Here is a 19,951-nt window from a genome sequence, read left to right on the forward strand (position 1 = left end):
CGCAGGGGTCGCGAGGGACAGCGCTCCACCGATAGGGATGTACCCCATCAAATCGGTCCCCGGGGTGCGTGGAAGCCGGAAAACGCGGCGCGGCCGGGGTGCCTCGGGGCCTGAGTGGTGCGAGCATCTGCACGGAGCGTGTGCGCCCGTATCCGTACCCCTGGAGACCGCGCAGGCTTCATCCCCGTGCGGCCACCCCGATGGTGCGAGGAGAGAGAGAAGATGACCGAGGCTGCCACCCGGCGCCCGCCCGGCGCACCGTGCTGGGTGAGTCTGATCGTGCACGGCCTGACCGCCACCCAGGAGTTCTACAGCCGGCTGTTCGGCTGGGAGTTCCTGCCCGGGCCCGAGCAGTTGGGGCCGTACGTCCGGGCCGTGCTGCGCGGCAAGGAGGTCGCGGGCATCGGACAGCTGCCGCCGGACCGGCACCTCCCCATCGCCTGGACGACGTACCTCGCCACGGATGACGCGGGGGCGACGGCGGAGGCGATCCGCTCCTGCGGCGGGACGGTGGCCGTCGGCCCCCTCGACGCCGGTGACGCGGGCCGCCTGGCGATCGCCTCCGACCCGAGCGGGGCGGTCTTCGGTATCTGGCAGGCGGCCGAGCACCTCGGTACGGCGCTCGCGGGCACCCCCGGCACCCCGGTGTGGAACGAGCTGATGACCCGGGAGACCTCGTCGGTCGCGAAGTTCTACCAGTCCGTGTTCGGTTTCGAGACCGAGGCGGTCGTCTCGGCCGACTTCGACTATCAGACGCTGCGCCTGGCGGGCCGCCCGGTCGCCGCCCTGCACGGCGTGGGACACGCGCTGCCACGCGACCGGGGTCCGCACTGGATGACGTACTTCCAGGTCGCCGACACCGACGAGATGGCGGCGCGGGTGGTGGAGCTCGGCGGACATGTGCTGCAGCCGGCGCGCGAGGGGTCGATCGGGAGGATGGCGACGGTCGCGGACCCGGAGGGCGCGGTGTTCACGATCGTCCGGCCCACGAGCGCCTGAGCCCGTCCCACCGGTACGTCGTTGCCGCCCGGGTCCCTGGTGCCGGCTCCACCCGGCAACAGACCGAACCCGCGCGGGGGTTGCGTACCGCCCGGTGGGGCGGAGGGCGTCGGCCGGTCCTCCCCGACGCCCTCCGCCGGGGAGGACCGCTCCGCCGGGGAGGACCGCACCGTCAGGGCGCCGCCCTCACCTGCCGCCCGCGACGTGACGAGGTCGTGTCACCTCGGACGGGCCGGCTGGAGTCCCGCGTACACCCCGCCCGTGACGAGCAGTTCCTCGTGCGTCCCGATCTCGGCGATCCGGCCGCCCTCCATGGCCACGATCCGGTCGGCGCCCTGGATCGTGGAGAGCCGGTGGGCGACGACGAAGACGGTCCTGCCGTGCACGAGCCGGCTCAGGGCCTCCTGCACGAGCGCCTCCGAACGGTTGTCGAGTGCGGAGGTCGCCTCGTCGAGCACCAGCACCCTCGGATCGCGGATCAGGGCCCTGGCGATGGCGAGCCGCTGCTTCTGACCGCCCGACAGCTGCGCGCCGCGCTCCCCGATGACGGTGTCCAGGCCGCGCGGGAGCCCTTCCACGAATTCGAGCGCGTTGGCGTCGCGGAGGGCACGCGTCAGCGTCTCCTCGTCGGTGTCGCCCAGGCCGTACGTGACGTTGTCGCGGATGCTGCCCTCGAAGAGGATCGACTCCTGGGGCACCACCGACAGGAAGCGCCGGTAGGTACGGAGGTCGAGTCCGGCCATGTCGGTCCCGTCGAGCAGGATGCGGCCCGAGGTCGGCCGGATGAAGCCGATGAGCAGGTTGAGCACCGTCGACTTGCCCGCGCCCGAGGCCCCCACGAGCGCGATGGTCTCGCCGGGACGCGCGGAGAGGGTGAAGCCGTCGACGGCGGGCTCCCCGTCCTCGTACCCGAAGCCGACGTCCTCGAAGTCGATCCGGCCGACGACGCTCTCCACCCGCGCCTTGCCCGCGTTGGTCTCCAGGTCGGGCGCCTGGAGCACCTCTCCGGCGGAACGCACCGACTCCAGGCCCTTGGTGAGGATGGGGGCGAGGCCCAGCAGGGTGGTCACCGAGCCCGTGAGCACGGTGAAGAAGGCGCTGAGCATGACCACGTCGCCGGCGGTGATCGGCATCCAGCCGTGGTACGCCACGAGGGCGGACCCCGTGAGGCACAGGACGCCGAGGGTGTTGAGGATGACCCAGGCCAGCGAGCCGAAGCGGCCGTTGATCATGTCCAGGCGCAGACCGGCGGCGAACACCTGGCGCAGCGAGCCGTCGACCCGGCCGAGCGCGGTCCGCTCCAGGCCGTGGGCACGGGTGATGGGGATGAGGGTGGTCATCTCGCCGACCCGGGAGGAGAGTTGCTCGACCTCGCGCCGGAAGGACTCGTTGTGGCTGCGCAGCCGCCCGCGCAGCTTCATGACGAGGAAGCCCGCGGCAGGAACCACCACGAGGAAGACGGGCAGGAATTCGGGCACCCGTACGCCGATGACGACGAGCCCGCCGACCAGGGTGACGACGGCCCCGAGGCCCATGTCCGAGCTCTGCTGCACCATTTGCTCCACGGCCTCGACGTCACGGACGACCTTGGCCTGGAGCACGCTCGAACTGACCCGCGAGTGGTAGCCGATGGAGAGCTGCTGCATCCGCCGGCAGAGCGCCGAGCGCAGGGTGATGCCCATGCGGCGGATGCTGCCGCCGAGGAGGCGGACGTACCACTGGTGGAGCGGGTAGTTGATCACGAGGATGAACAGCAGGACGCCGGTGGACTTCCAGATCCCGGACTCGGGGCCGTGCTGGACGACCACGTCGAGGACGGTGGCGGTGATGAGCGGCAGCAGCCAGATCGGGCTGTGCTTCACGACGAAGATGACGACCGCCATGGCCAGCCGGCCACGGTCGGGCCGGAAGAGATGGCCGAGGGTGCGGACCGGGTTCTCGCCGCGGTAGCGGTGATCGAGGTGGTCGAAGGGTGCCAGGGGTTCGGCGGAGAGCGGAGAAAGCGCTTTCTTCATGGGATCATCCCACCCGCTCCCCTTGCCGCCGACAACCCCCGGTCCACGGGAAGAGACGGGCAGGGACGGAAACCGGCGGACCGGGTCGAACTTCCACGCGTACGACGGCCCGTGCGCCGGCCGGGCCCGCACCGGACACGACACGGCCCGTGCGCCGCCCGCCCCGCACCGGGCACGACACGGCCCGTGCGCACCTGGGGTACGCACGGGCCGTTGCCCTACGGGGCGTCAGACACCGCCTGTTGTCCTGCGGGACGTCCGGCGCCGCCCCGTGAGGCCGGGGTCAGACACCCCGGGGCCCCACCCCGGCCGCCGTGGACTCGGCGAGCTTCTGGAACTCGCCCAGGTCGTAGTTGGCCAGTACGGAATCGAGGTTGGTCAGAGCGCCCAGGTGCTCCACGAATCCGCTGGGGTCGTACTCGATCTGCAGGGCGACCCGGCTGGAGGTGTCGTCGAGCCGGTGGAACGTGACGACACCGGCGTGGTGCACACCCTCGATGGTCTTCCAGGCGATCCGGTCCTGCGGGACGACCTCGGTGAGCTCCGCGACGAAGCCCTTGTCGGCGCCCGGCAGGGACAGCTGCCAGGAGAACCGGCGCTCGTCCATGGGATCGACCCGCCGGACGTGGCTCAGGAACTTCGGCCACTGCGTCACATCGCTCCACAGTGCCCACGTGACGGCCACGGGCGCCTTGATGTCGACGGTCTCGACGAGGGAGGAGGACATGCGAATCATCCTTCTTTTCACTCGGTTGCGGCTTGTGCTGCCGCCTACCCAGCACTCGGCGGGACACGCGTGGCCGCTCTGCCGAAGGCTCCGAAGGGCCTGCGCCGGTGAGGTGCGGTCCGGCCGCGTCAGCCGGACGAGACCGGCAGGACCTCCGGGGACAGCGCGCCCGCGCGAGCGGATGCGGCTGTCATGCGGCGCCTGTGGTGACGGCGGCAGAGGACCTCGTAACCGACCTCGCCCGCCGGACGGTCCACGTCGCCGACCACCACCTGTGCCCCCGCGACGACCATCTCGCCCTCTATCGTCCGGGCGTTGTGCGTGGCACGGGCTCCGCACCAGCACAGGGCCTCGACCTGGAGCTGCTCGATCCGGTCGGCCAGCTCGATCAGCCGCTGGGAACCGGGGAACAGCTTCGTACGGAAGTCCGTCGTGATCCCGAAGGCGAAGACGTCCATGTCGAGGTCGTCCACGACCCGCGCCAGCTGGTCGATCTGCTCGGGGGCGAGGAACTGGGCCTCGTCCACGATCACGTAGTCGACCCTGCCGCCCTGCGACAGCTGCGCGACCAGATACGCGTACAGATCCATCCCCGGGCCCGCCTCGACCGCCTCCGTCACCAGGCCGAGGCGCGACGAGAGCTTCCCCTCCCCCGCGCGGTCGTCCCTGGTGAAGATCACTCCCTGAAGTCCGCGCGCCGACCTGTTGTGGCCGATCTGGAGGGCCAGGGTGCTCTTTCCGCAGTCCATCGTTCCGGAGAAGAACACGAGCTCGGGCATGAGGGGGTGCGGGCCTTTCGGGTGCGGTGCGGGAGGGAGGACGAAACGAGGGCTACGAGCGTACTTCGAGGAGCGGGACGAGCTGTTCCACGGGGGTCAGCGAGCCGTGCATCCCCACCATCAGGGACTCGTGGGGTTCGTTGGCCGAGGCGGTGATCACCACGTCGTCGTGGGCGGCCGCGACCACGTCGCCGATCCTCCCGTACACCCGCTCGTCGATCCGGGGGCCGAACCAGCCCGCCGCGACGGCCTCGTCCCGGCTCGCCACCCAGAACTGCTCGCCGAGCACCTCGCGCCAGACGGTCAGTACGTCCGCCTCGGCCCCGGGGACCGCGTACACATGGCGGGCCCGGCCCTCGCCGCCCAGCAGGGCGACTCCGGCGCCGAGTTCCCAGTCCTCGTCGAAGTCGATCCGGGACTGCTCGTCGAACGGGATGTCGATCATTCCGTGGTCGGCGGTGATGTAGAGCGCGGAGCGCGGCGGGAGCTGCTCGGCGAGGCGCCGGGCGAGCCCGTCCACGTACATCAGCTGGCCGCGCCAGGCGTCGGAGTCGACGCCGTAGCGGTGGCCCTGGCCGTCGACCTCGCTGTAGTACGTGTAGACGAGGGACCTGTCGCCGGCGGCGAGCCGCTGGGCGGCGACGTCCATCCGCTCCTCGCCGGAGAGCCGGCCGAGGAAGGAGCCGCCGCTGAGCGCGACCTTGGTCAGCGGGGTCTGCTCGAAGTCGGGGGCGGAGACCTGGGCGGTGCGTACGCCCGCGGCGTCGGCGAGGGTGAAGACCGTGGGGTGCGGCTGCCAGACCTTGGGCGCGGTCCACGGCTTCCAGCGGAGCTGGTTCATCAGCGCGCCGGTCTCCGGGTTGCGCACGGTGTAGCCGGGAAGGCCGTGCTCGCCGGGGGCCAGGCCCGTGCCGACCGAGGCGAGCGAGGTGGCCGTGGTGGACGGGAAGCCCGAGGTGATCGGCCGGCCCGTCCCCCCGCGGGAGGTGGGGAGCAGGCTGTGCAGGAAGGGCGCCTCGTCCGGGTGGGCCTTGATCTGCTCCCAGCCGAGCCCGTCGATCAGGAAGACGCAGTTGCGGTCGGCGGGGGTGAGCTCCGGGATCGTCGCTTCGAAGCCCGGGACCCCCTGTCCGGCGACGAGCGTCGGCAGGAGGTCGGCGAGCGACCCGGTGCCGTATTCGGGGACGGGCGCGCTCTCGGGAGCGAGCAGGACGGGGTCCTGCCAGGCGGGCTGGACCATCAGCGGGCGGTCGCCGCGGTCGCGGCCGTGGCCTCGGAGAGCGCCTGGGCGAAGGCCAGCGTCTGGCGCACGGTGTCCGGGCCGTCCCCCGCCTCGCTGACCCGCAGGCTCAGGTCGTCGGCGGTGGAGCTGCCGGTGTAGCCGTGGTCGGCCTCGCAGTTGGGGTCGCCGCAGGCGGCGGGCTCCAGGTCGATGCGGGAGACCGCGCCCCAGCCGATGGTCAGGACGACCTCGCGGGGCAGCGTGCCCGGCACGTACTTCTCGGGGTTGGCCACGACCCGGCTGACCACGACGGACGAGATCCGGTCGAGCTTGACCGACTCCGTGGACGTCGTGGCGTACGGCGTCGGGGAGCTGGTGTCGGCGGCCTGCTCGTCGGTGTGGCTGACGATGAAGCGGGTGTCCGTCAGGACGAGGACCGTGACGTGGCGGCGCACCTCGTTGGAGTCGAAGGTGGTCTCCTGGTGCACCAGGTACGACGCGACCGGCTCACCGCCGACAGCGGCCTCCACCGCCTCGGCCACGAGGGCCGGGTAGTAGCCGCTGCGCTCGATCGCCGCGCGCAGCCCCTGGGTCGTCGTACCGGTCTTTGCCATACGGACCATCCTACGGGGGGCCGGTGGCTGCCGGGCACGCCGTGCGCGGGTCCGTGGGCGGTCAGTAGCTGGGAAGCCGGCGGGGGCCGAGGTCGCTGCGGGCGGGCGGCGGGGCGAGCCGGACGCTCGCTCCGAGGACCGTCAGGCCCTGCGTGGCGACGACGACGGGTTCCAGGGTGACCGAGACCACCTCGGGGTGGTCGTCGACCAGCCTGGACACCCGCAGCAGAAGCTCTTCGAGCGCCGGGGTGTCCGCCGGCGCGGAGCCGCGCCAGCCGAACAGCACCGGAGCCGCCCTGATGGAGCGGATCAGCTCGGCGGCGTCGCGGTCGGTGGCGGGGACGAGGCGGTGGGCGGTGTCGCCCAGCAGTTCGGACGGCGCACCGGCCAGCCCGAAGGAGAGGACGGCACCGGCGGCCGCGTCGATCGAGGCCCGTACGACGGTGTCGACGCCCCTGGGTGCCATGGCCTGGACGACGGGGCGGAGTTCCGCGGGCGTGCCGAGCAGTTCGGTGAGCTCGTCGTAGGCCCGGCGCAGGGCGTTCTCGTTGGCGAGGTCGAGCCGGACGCCACCGAGGTCGGCCCGGTGGCGGAGGTGGGGCGCGGTGGTCTTCAGGGCCACCGGATAACCGATCTTCGCGGCCGCGGCCACGGCCGCGTCGGGGTCCGGGGCGGCGAGCGCGGGCCGCACGGTGACGCCGTAGCGGGCGAGCAGTTCCCGTGCCTCGTCGTGGGTCAGCGGGCGGCCCCGCGGGGCCGGGTCGGGACCCAGCAGCGTCTCGATCAGCCCTGCTGTCCCCGCCTCGTCGATGGTGTCGTCCAGGAATTCGGGGACCTTGCCGGGGGTCGCGGCCTGCCGCCGCCACTGTGCGTACCTCACGGCCTCGGCGAGCGCCCTGGCCGCCCGCTCGGCGGCGGGGTAGGCGGGAATCCGCCCGGCGGAGGGCTCGGGGTAGGCGGGCGTGGCCGGCGACGCGGTGGGCGGAGGGGCGGCCTGCTCCGTGGTCTGCGGCGCGGCCGGGGGCGGCGTCGGCAGCGGGGCCGGGGGCGTGGCGGCGGGGCGCGCCGCGGGAGGGGCCGCCGTACTCGTGGCGGCGGCGAGTGCCTGGGCCAGGCCACCCATCTCCACGTGCACCACCGCCACCGGCTTGGCCGGGCCGGTGGCCGCCGCCTCGCGCAGGGCGGTCGCCAGGACCTCTCCGTCGCCGGTCTCGGCCTCGCCGTTCTCCCCCACCCAGGGGATCGCGGTGACGATCACCGCGTCACACGTACGGTCCGCGAGCGCCTCACCCAGTGCGTAACGGAAGTCCTGCGGTCCGGCCGCCGTGGTGAGGTCCCGGGGCGGGCGCGGGCGCAGCCCCTCGGCGAGGCAGGCGTCGTAGGCGAGGAGGCCGAGGGACTCCGAGTTGCCCACGATCGCCACCCGGGGGCCGTCCGGCAGGGGCTGGCCCGCGAGGAGCAGGCCCACGTCGACCAGCTCCGTCACGGTGTCGACGCGGATCACGCCCGCCTGGCGCATCAGTGCCGAGACCGTCGCGTCGGGGATGCGGCTGACCGGTACGGCGTGGCCGGGCGGGGTCGAGCCGCTGTGCCGGGCACCCTTCACCACGACCACCGGCTTCACGGCGGCGGTGCGGCGGGCGAGCCGGGTGAACTTGCGCGGGTTGCCGAGCGACTCCAGGTACAGGAGGGCGACATCGGTGCCCTGGTCCTCGTACCAGTACTGGAGGAAGTCGTTGCCGGAGACGTCGGCCCTGTTGCCCGCGGAGATGAAGGCCGAGAGTCCGGCGCCCCGCCGGTGGAGGCCGGACAGCACGGCGATGCCGATGGCGCCGGACTGGGTGAAGAGCCCGATGCGCCCGGCCTTCGGCGACTCGGGGGCGAGGGAGGCGTTGAGGCGGACCTCGTCCGAGGTGTTGATGATGCCGAAGGCGTTCGGGCCGATGATCCGCATGCCGTACGAGCGTGCCTGCCGGACCAGTTCGCGCTGCTTCTCCCGGCCGTCGGCGCCGCGCTCGGCGTAACCGGCGGACAGGACGACGAGCCCCTGGACGCCGTGTTCGCCGCAGTCGGCGACGGCCTCGGGGACCCGGTCCGCGGGGACGGCGACGACCGCGAGGTCGACCTGTTCGCCGATCTCCCCCACGGAGCGGTACGCGGGCACCCCGTCGACGGTGCGCAGATCGGCGTCGAAGGACGTGTTCACGGCGTACGCGCGCCCGGTGAAGCCCGAGGCGAGGAGGTTGCGCAGCACCGTGCGGCCCACGCCGCCCGGCGCGCGTCCCGCGCCGATGACCGCGACGGAGCCCGGGGTCAGCAGGCGCTGGACGGAGCGCGCTTCGGCCCGCTGCTCACGGGCGCGCTGGACGGCGAGGGACTCCGCGGTGGGTTCGATGTCGAGGGTGAGATGGACGGAGCCGTCCTCGAAGCTGCGCTGCTGGGTGAAGCCGGCGTCCCGGAACACCTTGATCATCTTGTTGTTGGCGGGCAGCACCTCGGCGGCGAAGCGGCGGATGTCACGCTCCCTGGCGACCGCGGCGATGTGTTCGAGGAGCGCCGACGCCACACCGCGGCCCTGATGGGCGTCCTGGACGAGGAAGGCGACCTCGGCCTCGTCGGCCGGGGCGGAGGCGGGCCTGCCCCGGTCGTCGATCCGGTCGTAGCGCACGGTCGCGATGAACTCGCCGCCGATCGTCACCGCCAGTCCCACCCGGTCGACGTAGTCGTGATGGGTGAAGCGGTGCACGTCGCGGGCGGAGAGACGGGGGTACGGCGCGAAGAAGCGGTAGTACTTCGACTCGTCGGACACCTGCTCGTAGAAGCTGACGAGCCGCTCGGCGTCGTCCGTGGTGATGGGCCTGATGCGCGCGGTGCCACCGTCGCGGAGGACGACGTCCGCCTCCCAGTGGTCGGGGTACGCGTGATGCGGACTCTGCTCCGGCGAGGGCTCCATGGGCAAAGCCTACGGCGCGTCGCACCGGTCGCGCCGGGTTCGCGGCGAAGGCACGCTGAGGGGGCCGCCGGGCGTGAGCGGGCCGGCGGTGAGCCCAGGCCCGGCAGCGCGCACCGCATGAGAGACTGGTCTAGACAACCATTGATACGTGAAGGGCAGAACCATGGCTGAGCGCCGCGTCAACGTCGGATGGGCCGAGGGCCTGCACGCCCGCCCCGCTTCCATCTTCGTCCGTGCCGCCACGGCCTCCGGCGTCCCCGTGACGATCGCCAAGGCGGACGGCAACCCCGTGAACGCCGCGTCCATGCTGGCGGTGCTCGGCCTGGGCGCCCAGGGCGGCGAGGAGATCGTGCTCGCGTCCGAGGCCGACAACGCCGAGGTCGCTCTGGACCGTCTGGCGAAGCTGGTCGCCGAGGGGCTCGAGGAGCTCCCGGAGACCGTCTGATTCCGGCCGTTCCGGATCGGAGAATTTTTCACGGAAATGCCGCGGCACCCCCACGGGGGCCGCGGCATTTCTGTTTCCGTGACCGGCTTCACGGAGCACCGGAAAAACTGAATCAGGGCAGCAAAAAGAAAGCCCTGCGCGAATTACCTTCTTTGTATACGGCGCCATTGTTAATGACGGACTCCCGCGATGTTTACGGGGTGTTGCGAAGTCCTCACCCGCATCCCGCCCGCCGCGCTGCCCTGCCGGTCCGTGCGGCGCAGCCGGTGGGCGGCGGCGGCCCGCTCGGCGTGCTGGGCGGCCAGGGACCTGGCCCGTTCCGCGTCGCCGCGCGCCACCGCGTCGACGAGGGCACCGTGCTCGGCCCAGGAGTCCGCGGGGCGGGCCGGCTGCTCGACGGAGTACATCCAGGCGATCTTGTGCCGGAGCTGGGTGAGCAGCGCGATCAGCGCGGGGCTGCCCGAGGCCTGCGCGAGCGTCTCGTGGAACCAGCCGCCCAGCGAGCGCAGATCCTCCCCCTCCCCCCGGCGGACCCGCTCCTGACCCAGTCTGACCAGGCCTCGGAGCACCTTGAGGTGCGCGTCGGTACGGCGCTGCGCGGCCCGTGCGGCCCCGAGGGGTTCCAGGAGCATGCGGATCTCCAGGAGGTCCGCCGCCTCCTGCTCCGTGGGCTCGGCGACGCAGGCGCCGGCGTGCCGGCGGGTGACGACGAATCCCTCGGACTCCAGGGTGCGCAGCGCCTCGCGCACCGGGACGCGTGAGACGCCGTAGCGTCGCGCGAGTACCTCTTCGGTGAGGCGGCCACCGCGTTCGAAGACACCGGAGACGATGTCGTCACGGATCGCCGTGCATACCGAATGCGCGGGAATGCGCATGTCCGAACCTCCGCCTTAATCCCCGCGAAACGCGGCCGACCGACGCCTGTTCTGTGACTCTATTGCAACCGGCGGGAATTTCCGATGGCGGGGTGGAATCCATGGATATCTTTTAGCCAGGGAGCACTTCCACGCGCGCTTGGGCGGGCGCCCCTCCCGGGCACACGGAGAAGGCCCCGGCGGGTGGGCCGGGGCCTTCGTCGTACGCCCGGGAGGGGCGCTGTCACGCTGTGCGGAGTCAGACCTGGACGCCGTGGGAGCGGAGGTAGGCGACGGGGTCCATGTCGGACCCGTACTCGGGGGTGGTCCGGGCCTCGAAGTGCAGGTGCGGTCCCGTGGAGTTGCCGGTGGAGCCGGAAAGGCCTATCTGCTGACCCGAGGTGACGCTCTGGCCGACGGAGACACCGATCGAGGAGAGGTGGCCGTACTGGGTGTAGGTGCCGTCCTTCATCCGGAGCACGATGTTGTTGCCGTACGCGCCGCCCCAGCCCGCCTCGACGACCGTACCGGCGCCGACCGCGACGACGGAGCTGCCGGACGCCGCCTGGAAGTCCACGCCGGAGTGGCTGCCGGAGGACCACAGCGCGCCACCGGACTTGTAGCCGGTGGTCACGTGCGAGCCGGCGACCGGGAGGTGGAAGGCGTTCAGCCGGGCGCGCTCGGCGGCGCGGGCGGCACGGGCCTCGGCCTCGCGGACCTCCTTGGCGCGGGCTTCGGCCTTGCGCTTCGCCTCTGCCTTCGCCTCCGCCTTGGCCTTCGCCTCGGCCGCGGCCTTCGCGGCGAGCTCGGCCTGGTGCTTCTGGGCCTTCGCCTGGGCGTCGATCTGGGCGGCGAGCGTGGCGTCGAGGGCGACGGTCTGGGTCAGACCGGTGCTGCTCGCGGGGGCCTCGGAGTCCGCGGCGAGCGCCGGGGAGGCCGTGGCGCCGATGACGCCGGTGGTGGCCAGGGCCGCGATGCCGGCGACCTGGGCGCTCTTGCGCGTCAGGCGGCTCGGGGCACGGTGCTTCCCGGTGGCACGGATGAACGCCATGGAGGAGCTGGTCCTTTCCTTCCTTCTCGCCTACCGGGTTAGCTGACGGGTTCGGAGCAGGAAGGTCTCCTACGGGCCCCCTGCCTCGCGCGAGGCGCAGGGATCCGATTCACCCCAGGGACTTCATGGGTCCCCGGCTCCCCAGGCTCGCGCCTGACGGGGACTCGGCGATGACTGTCCGGCGCCGCGGTCGCGGCATACGTCTGGCGGACAGCCGGGCTGACGCTAGGTCGGGCCGCTTCGCATCTCCAAACGGAACGGGCCTTTTGTCGGACATCCCACAGGGCATTTCGCACCTATAACGACAAACAGGACATGCGGCGGAACCCCGGCGAGAGTGCCCTCGCCGGGGTCCTTTCCGTACTGCTTCGCCGGTTCACGGAGGCCGTTTCCGCCCGTCCGTACCCGGTGGCCGTCAGCCGGTGACGACCGACACCTCGCCGATGCCCAGCGCCCGGACGGGCTCGGCGATCTTCGAGGCGTCACCGACGAGCACCGTGACCAGCCGGTCGACCGGGAACGCACTGACCACGGCCGCGGTCGCCTCGACGGTGCCCGTCTCGGCCAGGCGCGCGTAGAGCTGGGCCTGGTAGTCGTCCGGCAGGTGCTGCTCCACCTGGTCGGCGAGCGTGGCCGCGACGGACGCCGCGGTCTCGTACTTCAGCGGGGCGACACCCACGAGGTTCTGCACGGCGGTCTCGCGCTCGGCGTCGGTGAGTCCTTCGGCCGCCAGCGTGCGCAGGACCTTCCACAGGTCGTCGAGCGCGGGCCCGGTGGACTCCGTGTCCACGGAGCCGCTGATCGCGAGCATCGCGGCACCGGCCGGCCCGGAGGAGGAGCCGGGAGCCGTCGACCGCAGTACCTGGCCGAAGGCCCGGACGCCGTAGGTGTAGCCCTTCTCCTCGCGCAGCACACGGTCCAGCCTGGAGGTGAGCGTGCCTCCCAGGCAGTAGGTGCCGAGGACCTGGGCGGGCCACACGCTGTCGTGCCGGTCCGCGCCGATACGGCCGATCAGCAGCTGGGTCTGGACGGCTCCGGGCCGGTCCACGACGACCACGCGGCCGGTGTCGTCCGCGGTGATCGGCGGGACCGGGCGGGCCTGGCCCGCGTTGCCCGACCAGTCGCCGACGGTGTCGTCGAGCAGGGCGTCCAGGTCCACGCCGGTGAGGTCGCCGACGACGACCGCGGTCGCGGTGGACGGACGGACATGGGCGTCGTAGAAGGCGCGCACGGCCGCGGCGTCGATCCGTCCCACGGTCTCCTCGGTGCCCAGGCGCGGGCGCGACATGCGTGCCGTGGCGGGGAAGAGCTCCTTGGAGAGCTGCTTGGCGGCCCGCCGGGCCGGGTTGGCCTGCTCATGCGGGATCTCGTCGAGGCGGTTGCGCACGAGGCGCTCGATCTCGTCCTGCGCGAAGGCGGGGGCCCGCAGCGCCTCCGCGACCAGGCCGAGGGCCTTGGCCAGCCGGGAGACGGGGACCTCCAGGGAGACACGGACGCCCGGGTGGTCGGCGTGCGCGTCGAGCGTGGCGCCGCAGCGCTCCAGCTCGGCGGCGAACTCCTCGGCGGAGCGCTTGTCCGTGCCCTCGGACAGGGCGCGCGCCATGATCGTGGCCACACCGTCCAGGCCCTCGGGCTCGGCGTCCAGCGGCGCGTCGAGGAAGATCTCCACGGCGACGACCTGCTGGCCGGGGCGGTGGCAGCGCAGCACGGTCAGGCCGTTGGGCAGGGCGCCGCGCTCGGGCGCGGGGAAGGCCCAGGGCCTGGCCTCGCCGGCGGTCGGCTGCGGGTGGTACTCCATCGCTACTCCAGTCACGGCGGCGTCGGTCACTTGTCCGCCCCCTCGTGCGCGTCGGTGCCCTCGGTGTCGTCGGCCGGTTCGACCGGCTCGTAGACCAGGACCGCCCGGTTGTCGGGGCGCAGGTGCGCCCGGGCCGCCTCCTTGACCTCGTCGGCCGTCACGTCGAGCACCCGGCCCACGGCGGTCAGGGCGAGCTGCGGGTCGCCGAACAGGACGGCGTACCGGCACAGTTCGTCGGCGCGGCCGGCGACCGTGCCGAGCCGGTCGAGCCACTCGCGCTCCAACTGCGCCTGGGCCCGTTCCATTTCCTCCGGGGTGGGGCCGTTCTCCGCGAAGCGGGCCAGCTCCTCGTCGACGGCCGCCTCGATCTGCGGCACCTCGACACCGCCGGACGTCTTGACGTCCAGCCAGCCGAGCGAGGGCGCGCCCGCGAGCCGGAGCAGCCCGAATCCCGCCGCCACCGCCGTACGGTCGCGGCGGACCAGGCGGTTGTGCAGCCGGGAGGACTCGCCTCCGCCGAGCACGGTGAGCGCGAGGTCCGCGGCGTCGCACGCGCGGGTGCCGTCGTGGGGCAGCCGGTAGGCGGCCATCAGCGCACGCGCGGGGACCTCCTCCTGGACCACTTCGCGCAGCTGCTCGCCGATGATGCCGGGCAGCGTGCCGTCGCGCGGGGGCTGCTTGCCGTCGTGGGAGGGGATGGAGCCGAAGTACTTCTCGATCCAGGCGAGCGTCTGCTCCGGGTCGATGTCCCCGACCACGGAGAGCACCGCGTTGTTCGGCGCGTAGTACGTACGGAAGAACGCCTGCGCGTCCTCCAGCGTCGCCGCGTCCAGGTCGGCCATCGAGCCGATCGGGGTGTGGTGGTACGGGTGGCCCTCGGGGTAGGCGAGGGCGGTGAGCTTCTCGAACGCCGTGCCGTACGGGACGTTGTCGTAGCGCTGGCGGCGCTCGTTCTTGACGACGTCGCGCTGGTTCTCCATGGACTCCTCGTCGAGCGCGGCGAGCAGCGAGCCCATCCGGTCGGCCTCGAGCCACAGGGCCAGCTCCAGCTGATGCGTCGGCATCGTCTCGAAGTAGTTGGTGCGCTCGAAGCTGGTGGTGCCGTTGAGGGAGCCGCCCGCCCCCTGCACCAGCTCGAAGTGCCCGTTCCCCTTGACCTGGCCCGAGCCCTGGAACATCAGGTGCTCGAAAAGGTGAGCCAGACCGGTGCGTCCCTTGACCTCGTGGCGGGACCCGACGTCGTACCAGAGGCAGACCGCGGCTACCGGGGTCAGATGGTCCTCGGAGAGCACCACGCGCAGGCCGTTGGCCAGACGGTGCTCGGTCGCCGTCAAGCCGCCGGAACCGGCCTGGGCTGTGGCCGTGTGACCCATGGGCATGTACGTCCCTTCGATCGGTACAGGATTTCCTGCCGGACCTGCCACTCTAAGCAAGCGCACGGGCACCTGGCGAAGTTCCCGTTGGGTGAAAGTTGTCGTAGATGCTGCCGTAAACAGGGGCCCGGCGCAGGCCCTGGAGACCGCTTCGGACGGGTCGAGGTCGGGGTTGTCAGCACGGCGGTCCACAATGGTCGGCGTCAGAACCTGAGGTTGCCCGACAGAATCTGTGAAGGAGTCGCAGCCGCGATGGCCCGCCGCAGCACGAAAACCCCGCCGCCGGACGACTTCGAGGAGAAGATCCTCGACATCGACGTCGTCGACGAAATGCAGGGCTCCTTCCTCGAGTACGCGTACTCGGTGATCTACTCCAGGGCGCTGCCCGATGCCCGCGACGGCATGAAGCCCGTGCACCGCCGCATCGTGTCCCAGATGAACGAGATGGGGCTGCGGCCCGACCGCGGCTATGTGAAGTGCGCCCGTGTCGTGGGCGAGGTGATGGGCAAACTGCACCCGCACGGCGACGCGTCGATCTATGACGCACTGGTGCGCATGGCACAGCCGTTCTCGATGCGTCTGCCCCTCGTCGACGGGCACGGCAACTTCGGCTCGCTCGGCAACGACGACCCGCCGGCCGCCATGCGGTACACCGAGTGCCGGATGGCCGACGCCACGTCCCTGATGACGGAGTCGATCGACGAGGACACGGTCGATTTCCAGTCGAACTACGACGGCCAGGAGCAGGAACCGGTCGTCCTGCCCGCGGCGTACCCGAACCTCCTGGTCAACGGCGCCTCCGGGATCGCGGTCGGCATGGCGACCAACATGCCCCCGCACAACCTCGGCGAGGTCATCGCCGCCGCCCGCCACCTGATCCGTCACCCGGGCGCCGACCTCGAGACGCTGATGCGCTTCGTCCCGGGGCCCGACCTCCCGACGGGCGGCCGGATCGTCGGCCTCGGCGGCATCAAGGACGCGTACGCCGCAGGGCGCGGCACGTTCAAGATTCGTGCCACGGTGGCCATAGAGAACGTCACGGCCCGCCGCAAGGGGCTCGTCGTCACCGAACTTCCCTTCACCGTCGGCCCGGAGAAGGTGATCGCCAAGATCAAGGACCTGGTCGGCTCGAAGAAGCTCCAGGGCATCGCCGACGTCAAGGACCTCACGGACAGGGCGCACGGTCTGCGCCTGGTCATCGAGGTCAAGAACGGCTTCGTCCCCGAGGCCGTGCTCGAACAGCTCTACAAGCTGACGCCGATGGAGGAGTCCTTCGGCATCAACAACGTGGCGCTCGTCGACGGCCAGCCGCTCACCCTGGGACTCAAGGAGCTCCTGGAGGTCTACCTCGACCACCGCTTCGACGTGGTACGGCGGCGCAGCGAGTTCCGCAGGACCAAGCGCCGCAACCGGCTGCACCTGGTCGAGGGTCTCCTCGTCGCCCTGCTCGACATCGACGAGGTCATCCGCCTCATCCGGGACAGCGACAACTCGGCGCAGGCGAAGGAGCGCCTGATGGAGCGCTTCTCACTGAGCGAGATCCAGACCCAGTACATCCTGGACACCCCGTTGCGCAGGCTGACCCGCTTCGACCGTATCGAGCTGGAGAGCGAGCGCGACCAGCTCAACGAGGAGATCGCCCAGCTGACGGCGATCCTGGAGTCGGACGCCGAGCTGCGCAAGCTCGTCTCGTCCGAACTGGCCGCCGTGGCGAAGAAGTTCGGCACCGACCGGCGCACCGTGCTGCTGGAGTCGGCGGGTTCGCAGGTCGCCTCCGTGCCCCTGGAGGTCGCCGACGACCCGTGCCAGGTGCTCCTCTCCTCGACCGGTCTGCTGGCCCGCACGGCCGGTGCCGGGCCGGTCGTCCAGGCCGAGGACGCCAAGCGCACCAAGCACGACGCGATCGTCTCGGCCGTCGCGGCGACGGCCCGCGGGGACGTGGGCGCGGTGACGTCCACGGGCCGGCTGCTGCGTCTCTCGGTGATCGACCTGCCGCAGCTGCCGGACACCCACGCGGCCCCGAATCTGTCCGGCGGTGCGCAGATCTCCGAGTTCCTCACGCTGGAGGCCGGCGAGGAGCTGGTCTGCCTGACCACGCTGGACGAGGAGTCGCCCGGCCTGGCCATCGGCACCCTGCAGGGGGTGGTGAAGCGTGTGGTGCCCGACTACCCGGCCAACAAGGACGAGTTGGAGGTCATCGCGCTGAAGGACGGTGACCGTATCGTCGGCGCCACCCAGCTGCGTACGGGCGAGGAGGACCTGGTCTTCATCACGTCCGACGCGCAGTTGCTGCGCTATCCGGCCGCGTCGGTACGGCCTCAGGGGCGCGCGGCGGGCGGCATGGCGGGCGTCAAGCTCGCGGCGGGCGCGTCCGTGCTCTCGTTCACCGCGGTGGATCCCGCGGCGGACGCCGTGGTCTTCACGGTCGCCGGGTCGCACGGCACGCTGGACGACTCGGAGCGGACCTGGAAGCTCACCCCGTTCGACCAGTACCCGCGCAAGGGCCGGGCCACCGGTGGTGTGCGCTGCCAGCGCTTCCTGAAGGGCGAGGACGTCCTGGTGTTCGCCTGGGCGGGCGGAACCCCGGCCCGCGCCGCGCAGAAGAACGGCTCGCCGGCCGAGCTGCCGGCCCCGGACCCGCGCCGTGACGGCTCGGGCACGCCGCTGACCAGCCAGGTCGCGGTGATCGCCGGACCACTGTAGGACGGCGGCCGGGTGGCGCGGGGCCTCAGGCCTCGTCGTCGTCCGGCTGCCGCACGTACCGCAGGACGCCCCACATGCTGCGCTCCAGCTCGTCGGTGGCGTCCTGCTGTGCGTCCCGGCACTCTTCGAGCTCCTTGAGGAGCGCGTCGGCGTCGATGCCGGAGCCGATCAGCACGAGCTGGGTCAGGCGCTCCTCGCCCCTGGACCAGGGCCGCGGCGCGAACCGCAGGAACCTTCCGACGGCGTGCAGGGCGTAGCGGTTGTCCCGGTCGCCCTCCCCGAAGTCGGCGAACCCCTTGATCCGGTAGAGGCCCGCGGGCCTGGAGTCGAGGAAGTCCATGAAGCGGCGGGGGCTGAGCGGCACGTGGGCGGTGAAGGAGACGCTCTCGTACGCCGTGTGGAGGTGGGCCTCGTGCGTGCGGTCCTCCTCGGGGAGCAGGTCCTCGAAGGAGAGCTGCCGGTCGAGGTCGTCCTCGTCGGGCCGGAGGACGGGGTCGAAGAGCAGCTCCGGGTCGATCCGCCCGTACGCGGCGGTGATGACGGCCGCCCGGCCGTCGGCGCCGGCGACGGCCTCCCGCACGCCCCGCAGGTCCGTCTCCGCCACCCGGTCGGTCTTGTTCAGGACGATCAGGTCGGCGACCGCGAGATGCCGGTCGATCTCGGGGTGGCGCTCCCGGGTGGCCGGGAACTCGGCGGCGTCGACGACCTCGACCAGTCCCCCGTACCTGATGTGCGGATTGTCGCTGGCCAGCAGCATCCGCACGAGCTCCTGCGGCTCGGCGAGCCCGCTCGCCTCGATGACGATCACGTCGAGCCGGGCGGAGGGCCTGGTGAGCGTCTCCAGATAGTCGTCGAGTTCGCTCGCGTCGACGGCGCAGCACAGGCAGCCGTTGCCGAGCGAGACCGTGGAGCCGACCTGGCCCGCGACGGTCATGGCATCGATCTCGATGGAACCGAAGTCGTTGACGATCACGCCGACGCGGTTGCCCGCCCTGTTGCGGAGCAGATGGTTGAGCAGGGTCGTCTTGCCTGATCCGAGGAAGCCCGCCAGGACGACGACCGGGATCTGCGGGGCGTGGGGCGGGGTCAACGGGGCCTTCCTCGGGTCGCTCAGGGGGCGGGCACGGGCTGCGGGGGCGGCGTCCCGACATAGCGGGCCGCCGGGCGGATGATCTTCGAGTCCTCCGCCTGCTCCAGGATATTGGCGCTCCAGCCGACCATCCGCGCGGCGCAGAAGGTGGGGGTGAACATCTCGCGCGGCAGCCCGCAGAGCTCCATGACGACCCCTGCGTAGAACTCCACGTTGGTGTGCAGTTCGCGGCCGGGCTTGAGCTCGGCGAGGATCGCCTCCACCTGCCGTTCCACCTCGACGGCGAAGTCGACGAGGGGGCCACCGAAGCCCTGCGCCACCGAGCGCAGCATGCGTGAGCGCGGGTCCTCGGTGCGGTAGACGGGGTGCCCGAACCCCATGATCCGGTCCCCCGCGAGGACGCGTTCCCGGATCCAGCCGTCGATGCGGTCCGGGGTGCCGATCGCGTCCAGGGTGTCCAGCGCCCGGCTCGGCGCGCCTCCGTGCAGCGGTCCGGAGAGCGCGCCGACGGCTCCGCCGAGGCAGGCGGCGACATCGGCGCCGGTGGAGGCGATCACACGGGCGGTGAACGTGGAGGCGTTGAAGCCGTGGTCGACGGTGGAGATCAGATAGCGCTCGACGGCGGCCGTCCGCTCCGCGTCCGGCACCTCGCCGGTGAGCATGTGGAGGTAGTTCGCGGCGAACGGGAGGTCGTCGCGCGGCTCGACCGGTTCGAGTCCCTGGCCCAGGCGGTACAGGGAGGTCAGGACGGTGGGGACGGCCGCGCACAGGGCGAGTGCGTCCCCGCGCCTGCGATCGGCGCCGATGTCGTACACCGGCCGGAATCCCGCCGAGGCCCCGAGCAGGGAGAGCGCGGTGCGCAGCCCGGCGAGCGGGCCGGAGACCACCCCGGCGCGGGCGATGGCGGGGAGTGCTTCCCGCACCTCGGCGGACAGATGGCGCAGCCCGGCGGTACGGGCGGCGAAGGCGGCGCTCTCCTCCCGGCCGGGGAGCTCGCCGTGGAACATCAGGTACCAGACGTCCTCGAAGCTGCGGCTCTCCGCCAGCTCGATCGCCGAGTACTGCCGGTAGTGGTAGAAGCCCTCACGGCCGCGCACGTCACCGAGGGCGGTGTCCGTGACGATCACGCCGGCGAGTCCCCGGGGGGCGTCGAGCGGGACGGTTTCCGTACGTGAGCCGGCTGTCGTGTGCGCGTCGGCCGGTGTGCGCGAGGCAGGCATGGCGGGTCCCTCTTCCATCATCGAGATGAACATTGATTCAACTGTCCACCATTGATGAAATGCGTGTCAATATTGATTGGATCAATATATTGCGGAAGAGAAGGAGGA

The 19,951-nt window shown here is 71.8% G+C and carries 15 protein-coding genes and 1 riboswitch; of the genes, 3 read left to right on the forward strand and 12 right to left on the reverse strand.

Annotated elements, in window-relative coordinates:
• Nucleotides 1–222 precede the first annotated feature (222 nt).
• The gene (locus ACWCQM_RS29670) at nucleotides 223–999 is read left to right on the forward strand and encodes a VOC family protein (protein WP_450918173.1); all 777 of its coding nucleotides are present in this window, start codon (nucleotides 223–225) and stop codon (nucleotides 997–999) included.
• Between the two features lie 218 nt (nucleotides 1,000–1,217).
• On the opposite strand, the gene ACWCQM_RS29675 is transcribed toward ACWCQM_RS29670, so the two are convergent.
• The 6 genes from ACWCQM_RS29675 to ACWCQM_RS29700 all read right to left on the reverse strand — a co-directional run bounded on the left by ACWCQM_RS29675 (nucleotide 1,218) and on the right by ACWCQM_RS29700 (nucleotide 9,309).
• Entirely contained in the window at nucleotides 1,218–3,014 is a 1,797-nt protein-coding gene (locus ACWCQM_RS29675) for an ABC transporter ATP-binding protein (RefSeq protein ID WP_450918174.1), read from the reverse strand.
• Between the two features lie 283 nt (nucleotides 3,015–3,297).
• Nucleotides 3,298–3,741 (reverse strand): SRPBCC family protein, encoded by a 444-nt coding sequence (locus ACWCQM_RS29680; RefSeq protein ID WP_450918175.1) that lies wholly within the window; start codon nucleotides 3,739–3,741, stop codon nucleotides 3,298–3,300.
• 128 nt (nucleotides 3,742–3,869) lie between these two features.
• Nucleotides 3,870–4,520: a thymidine kinase gene (locus ACWCQM_RS29685; protein ID WP_450918176.1), complete on the reverse strand. Its 651-nt coding sequence runs from the start codon at nucleotides 4,518–4,520 to the stop codon at nucleotides 3,870–3,872.
• A gap of 52 nt (nucleotides 4,521–4,572) precedes the next feature.
• Entirely contained in the window at nucleotides 4,573–5,760 is a 1,188-nt protein-coding gene (locus tag ACWCQM_RS29690; RefSeq protein WP_267080190.1) for an alkaline phosphatase family protein, read from the reverse strand.
• The gene (locus tag ACWCQM_RS29695; RefSeq protein WP_073748144.1) at nucleotides 5,760–6,356 is read right to left on the reverse strand and encodes a DUF5998 family protein; all 597 of its coding nucleotides are present in this window, start codon (nucleotides 6,354–6,356) and stop codon (nucleotides 5,760–5,762) included. The genes ACWCQM_RS29690 and ACWCQM_RS29695 overlap by 1 nt, the downstream gene beginning before the upstream one ends.
• A 61-nt stretch (nucleotides 6,357–6,417) precedes the next feature.
• The gene (locus ACWCQM_RS29700) at nucleotides 6,418–9,309 is read right to left on the reverse strand and encodes a bifunctional acetate--CoA ligase family protein/GNAT family N-acetyltransferase (protein ID WP_450918177.1); all 2,892 of its coding nucleotides are present in this window, start codon (nucleotides 9,307–9,309) and stop codon (nucleotides 6,418–6,420) included.
• A 163-nt stretch (nucleotides 9,310–9,472) separates the two neighbouring features.
• On the opposite strand from ACWCQM_RS29700, the gene ACWCQM_RS29705 reads away from it, so the two are divergent.
• Nucleotides 9,473–9,754, forward strand: coding sequence for an HPr family phosphocarrier protein (locus ACWCQM_RS29705; protein ID WP_014153627.1), 282 nt, complete (start codon nucleotides 9,473–9,475; stop codon nucleotides 9,752–9,754).
• Between the two features lie 170 nt (nucleotides 9,755–9,924).
• Here ACWCQM_RS29705 and ACWCQM_RS29710 read toward each other — a convergent pair whose 3' ends face one another.
• The 4 genes from ACWCQM_RS29710 to ACWCQM_RS29725 form a co-directional block, all read right to left on the reverse strand.
• On the reverse strand, nucleotides 9,925–10,629 hold the full coding sequence (locus ACWCQM_RS29710; RefSeq protein ID WP_450918178.1) for a GntR family transcriptional regulator: 705 nt from the start codon (nucleotides 10,627–10,629) through the stop codon (nucleotides 9,925–9,927).
• Nucleotides 10,630–10,867: 238 nt separating this feature from the next.
• Nucleotides 10,868–11,659 (reverse strand): M23 family metallopeptidase, encoded by a 792-nt coding sequence (locus ACWCQM_RS29715; protein ID WP_450918179.1) that lies wholly within the window; start codon nucleotides 11,657–11,659, stop codon nucleotides 10,868–10,870.
• Between the two features lie 13 nt (nucleotides 11,660–11,672).
• Nucleotides 11,673–11,839, reverse strand: a riboswitch (cyclic di-AMP (ydaO/yuaA leader).
• A 235-nt stretch (nucleotides 11,840–12,074) separates the two neighbouring features.
• On the reverse strand, nucleotides 12,075–13,457 hold the full coding sequence (locus tag ACWCQM_RS29720; protein WP_450918248.1) for a M16 family metallopeptidase: 1,383 nt from the start codon (nucleotides 13,455–13,457) through the stop codon (nucleotides 12,075–12,077).
• Nucleotides 13,458–13,483: 26 nt separating this feature from the next.
• Entirely contained in the window at nucleotides 13,484–14,836 is a 1,353-nt protein-coding gene (locus ACWCQM_RS29725) for a M16 family metallopeptidase (protein WP_450918180.1), read from the reverse strand.
• Nucleotides 14,837–15,082: 246 nt separating this feature from the next.
• On the opposite strand from ACWCQM_RS29725, the gene ACWCQM_RS29730 reads away from it, so the two are divergent.
• Nucleotides 15,083–17,533: a DNA gyrase/topoisomerase IV subunit A gene (locus tag ACWCQM_RS29730; RefSeq protein WP_450918181.1), complete on the forward strand. Its 2,451-nt coding sequence runs from the start codon at nucleotides 15,083–15,085 to the stop codon at nucleotides 17,531–17,533.
• Nucleotides 17,534–17,558: 25 nt separating this feature from the next.
• Here the strand turns inward: ACWCQM_RS29730 and ACWCQM_RS29735 are convergent, their stop codons facing one another.
• Nucleotides 17,559–18,623 carry a CobW family GTP-binding protein gene (locus ACWCQM_RS29735; protein ID WP_450918182.1) on the reverse strand — a complete coding sequence of 355 codons (1,065 nt, stop codon included), beginning with the start codon at nucleotides 18,621–18,623 and terminating at the stop codon, nucleotides 17,559–17,561.
• 20 nt (nucleotides 18,624–18,643) lie between these two features.
• Nucleotides 18,644–19,843: a citrate/2-methylcitrate synthase gene (locus tag ACWCQM_RS29740; protein WP_450918183.1), complete on the reverse strand. Its 1,200-nt coding sequence runs from the start codon at nucleotides 19,841–19,843 to the stop codon at nucleotides 18,644–18,646.
• Nucleotides 19,844–19,951 lie beyond the last annotated feature (108 nt).

This window comes from Streptomyces sp. NPDC002125 (assembly GCF_053593715.1).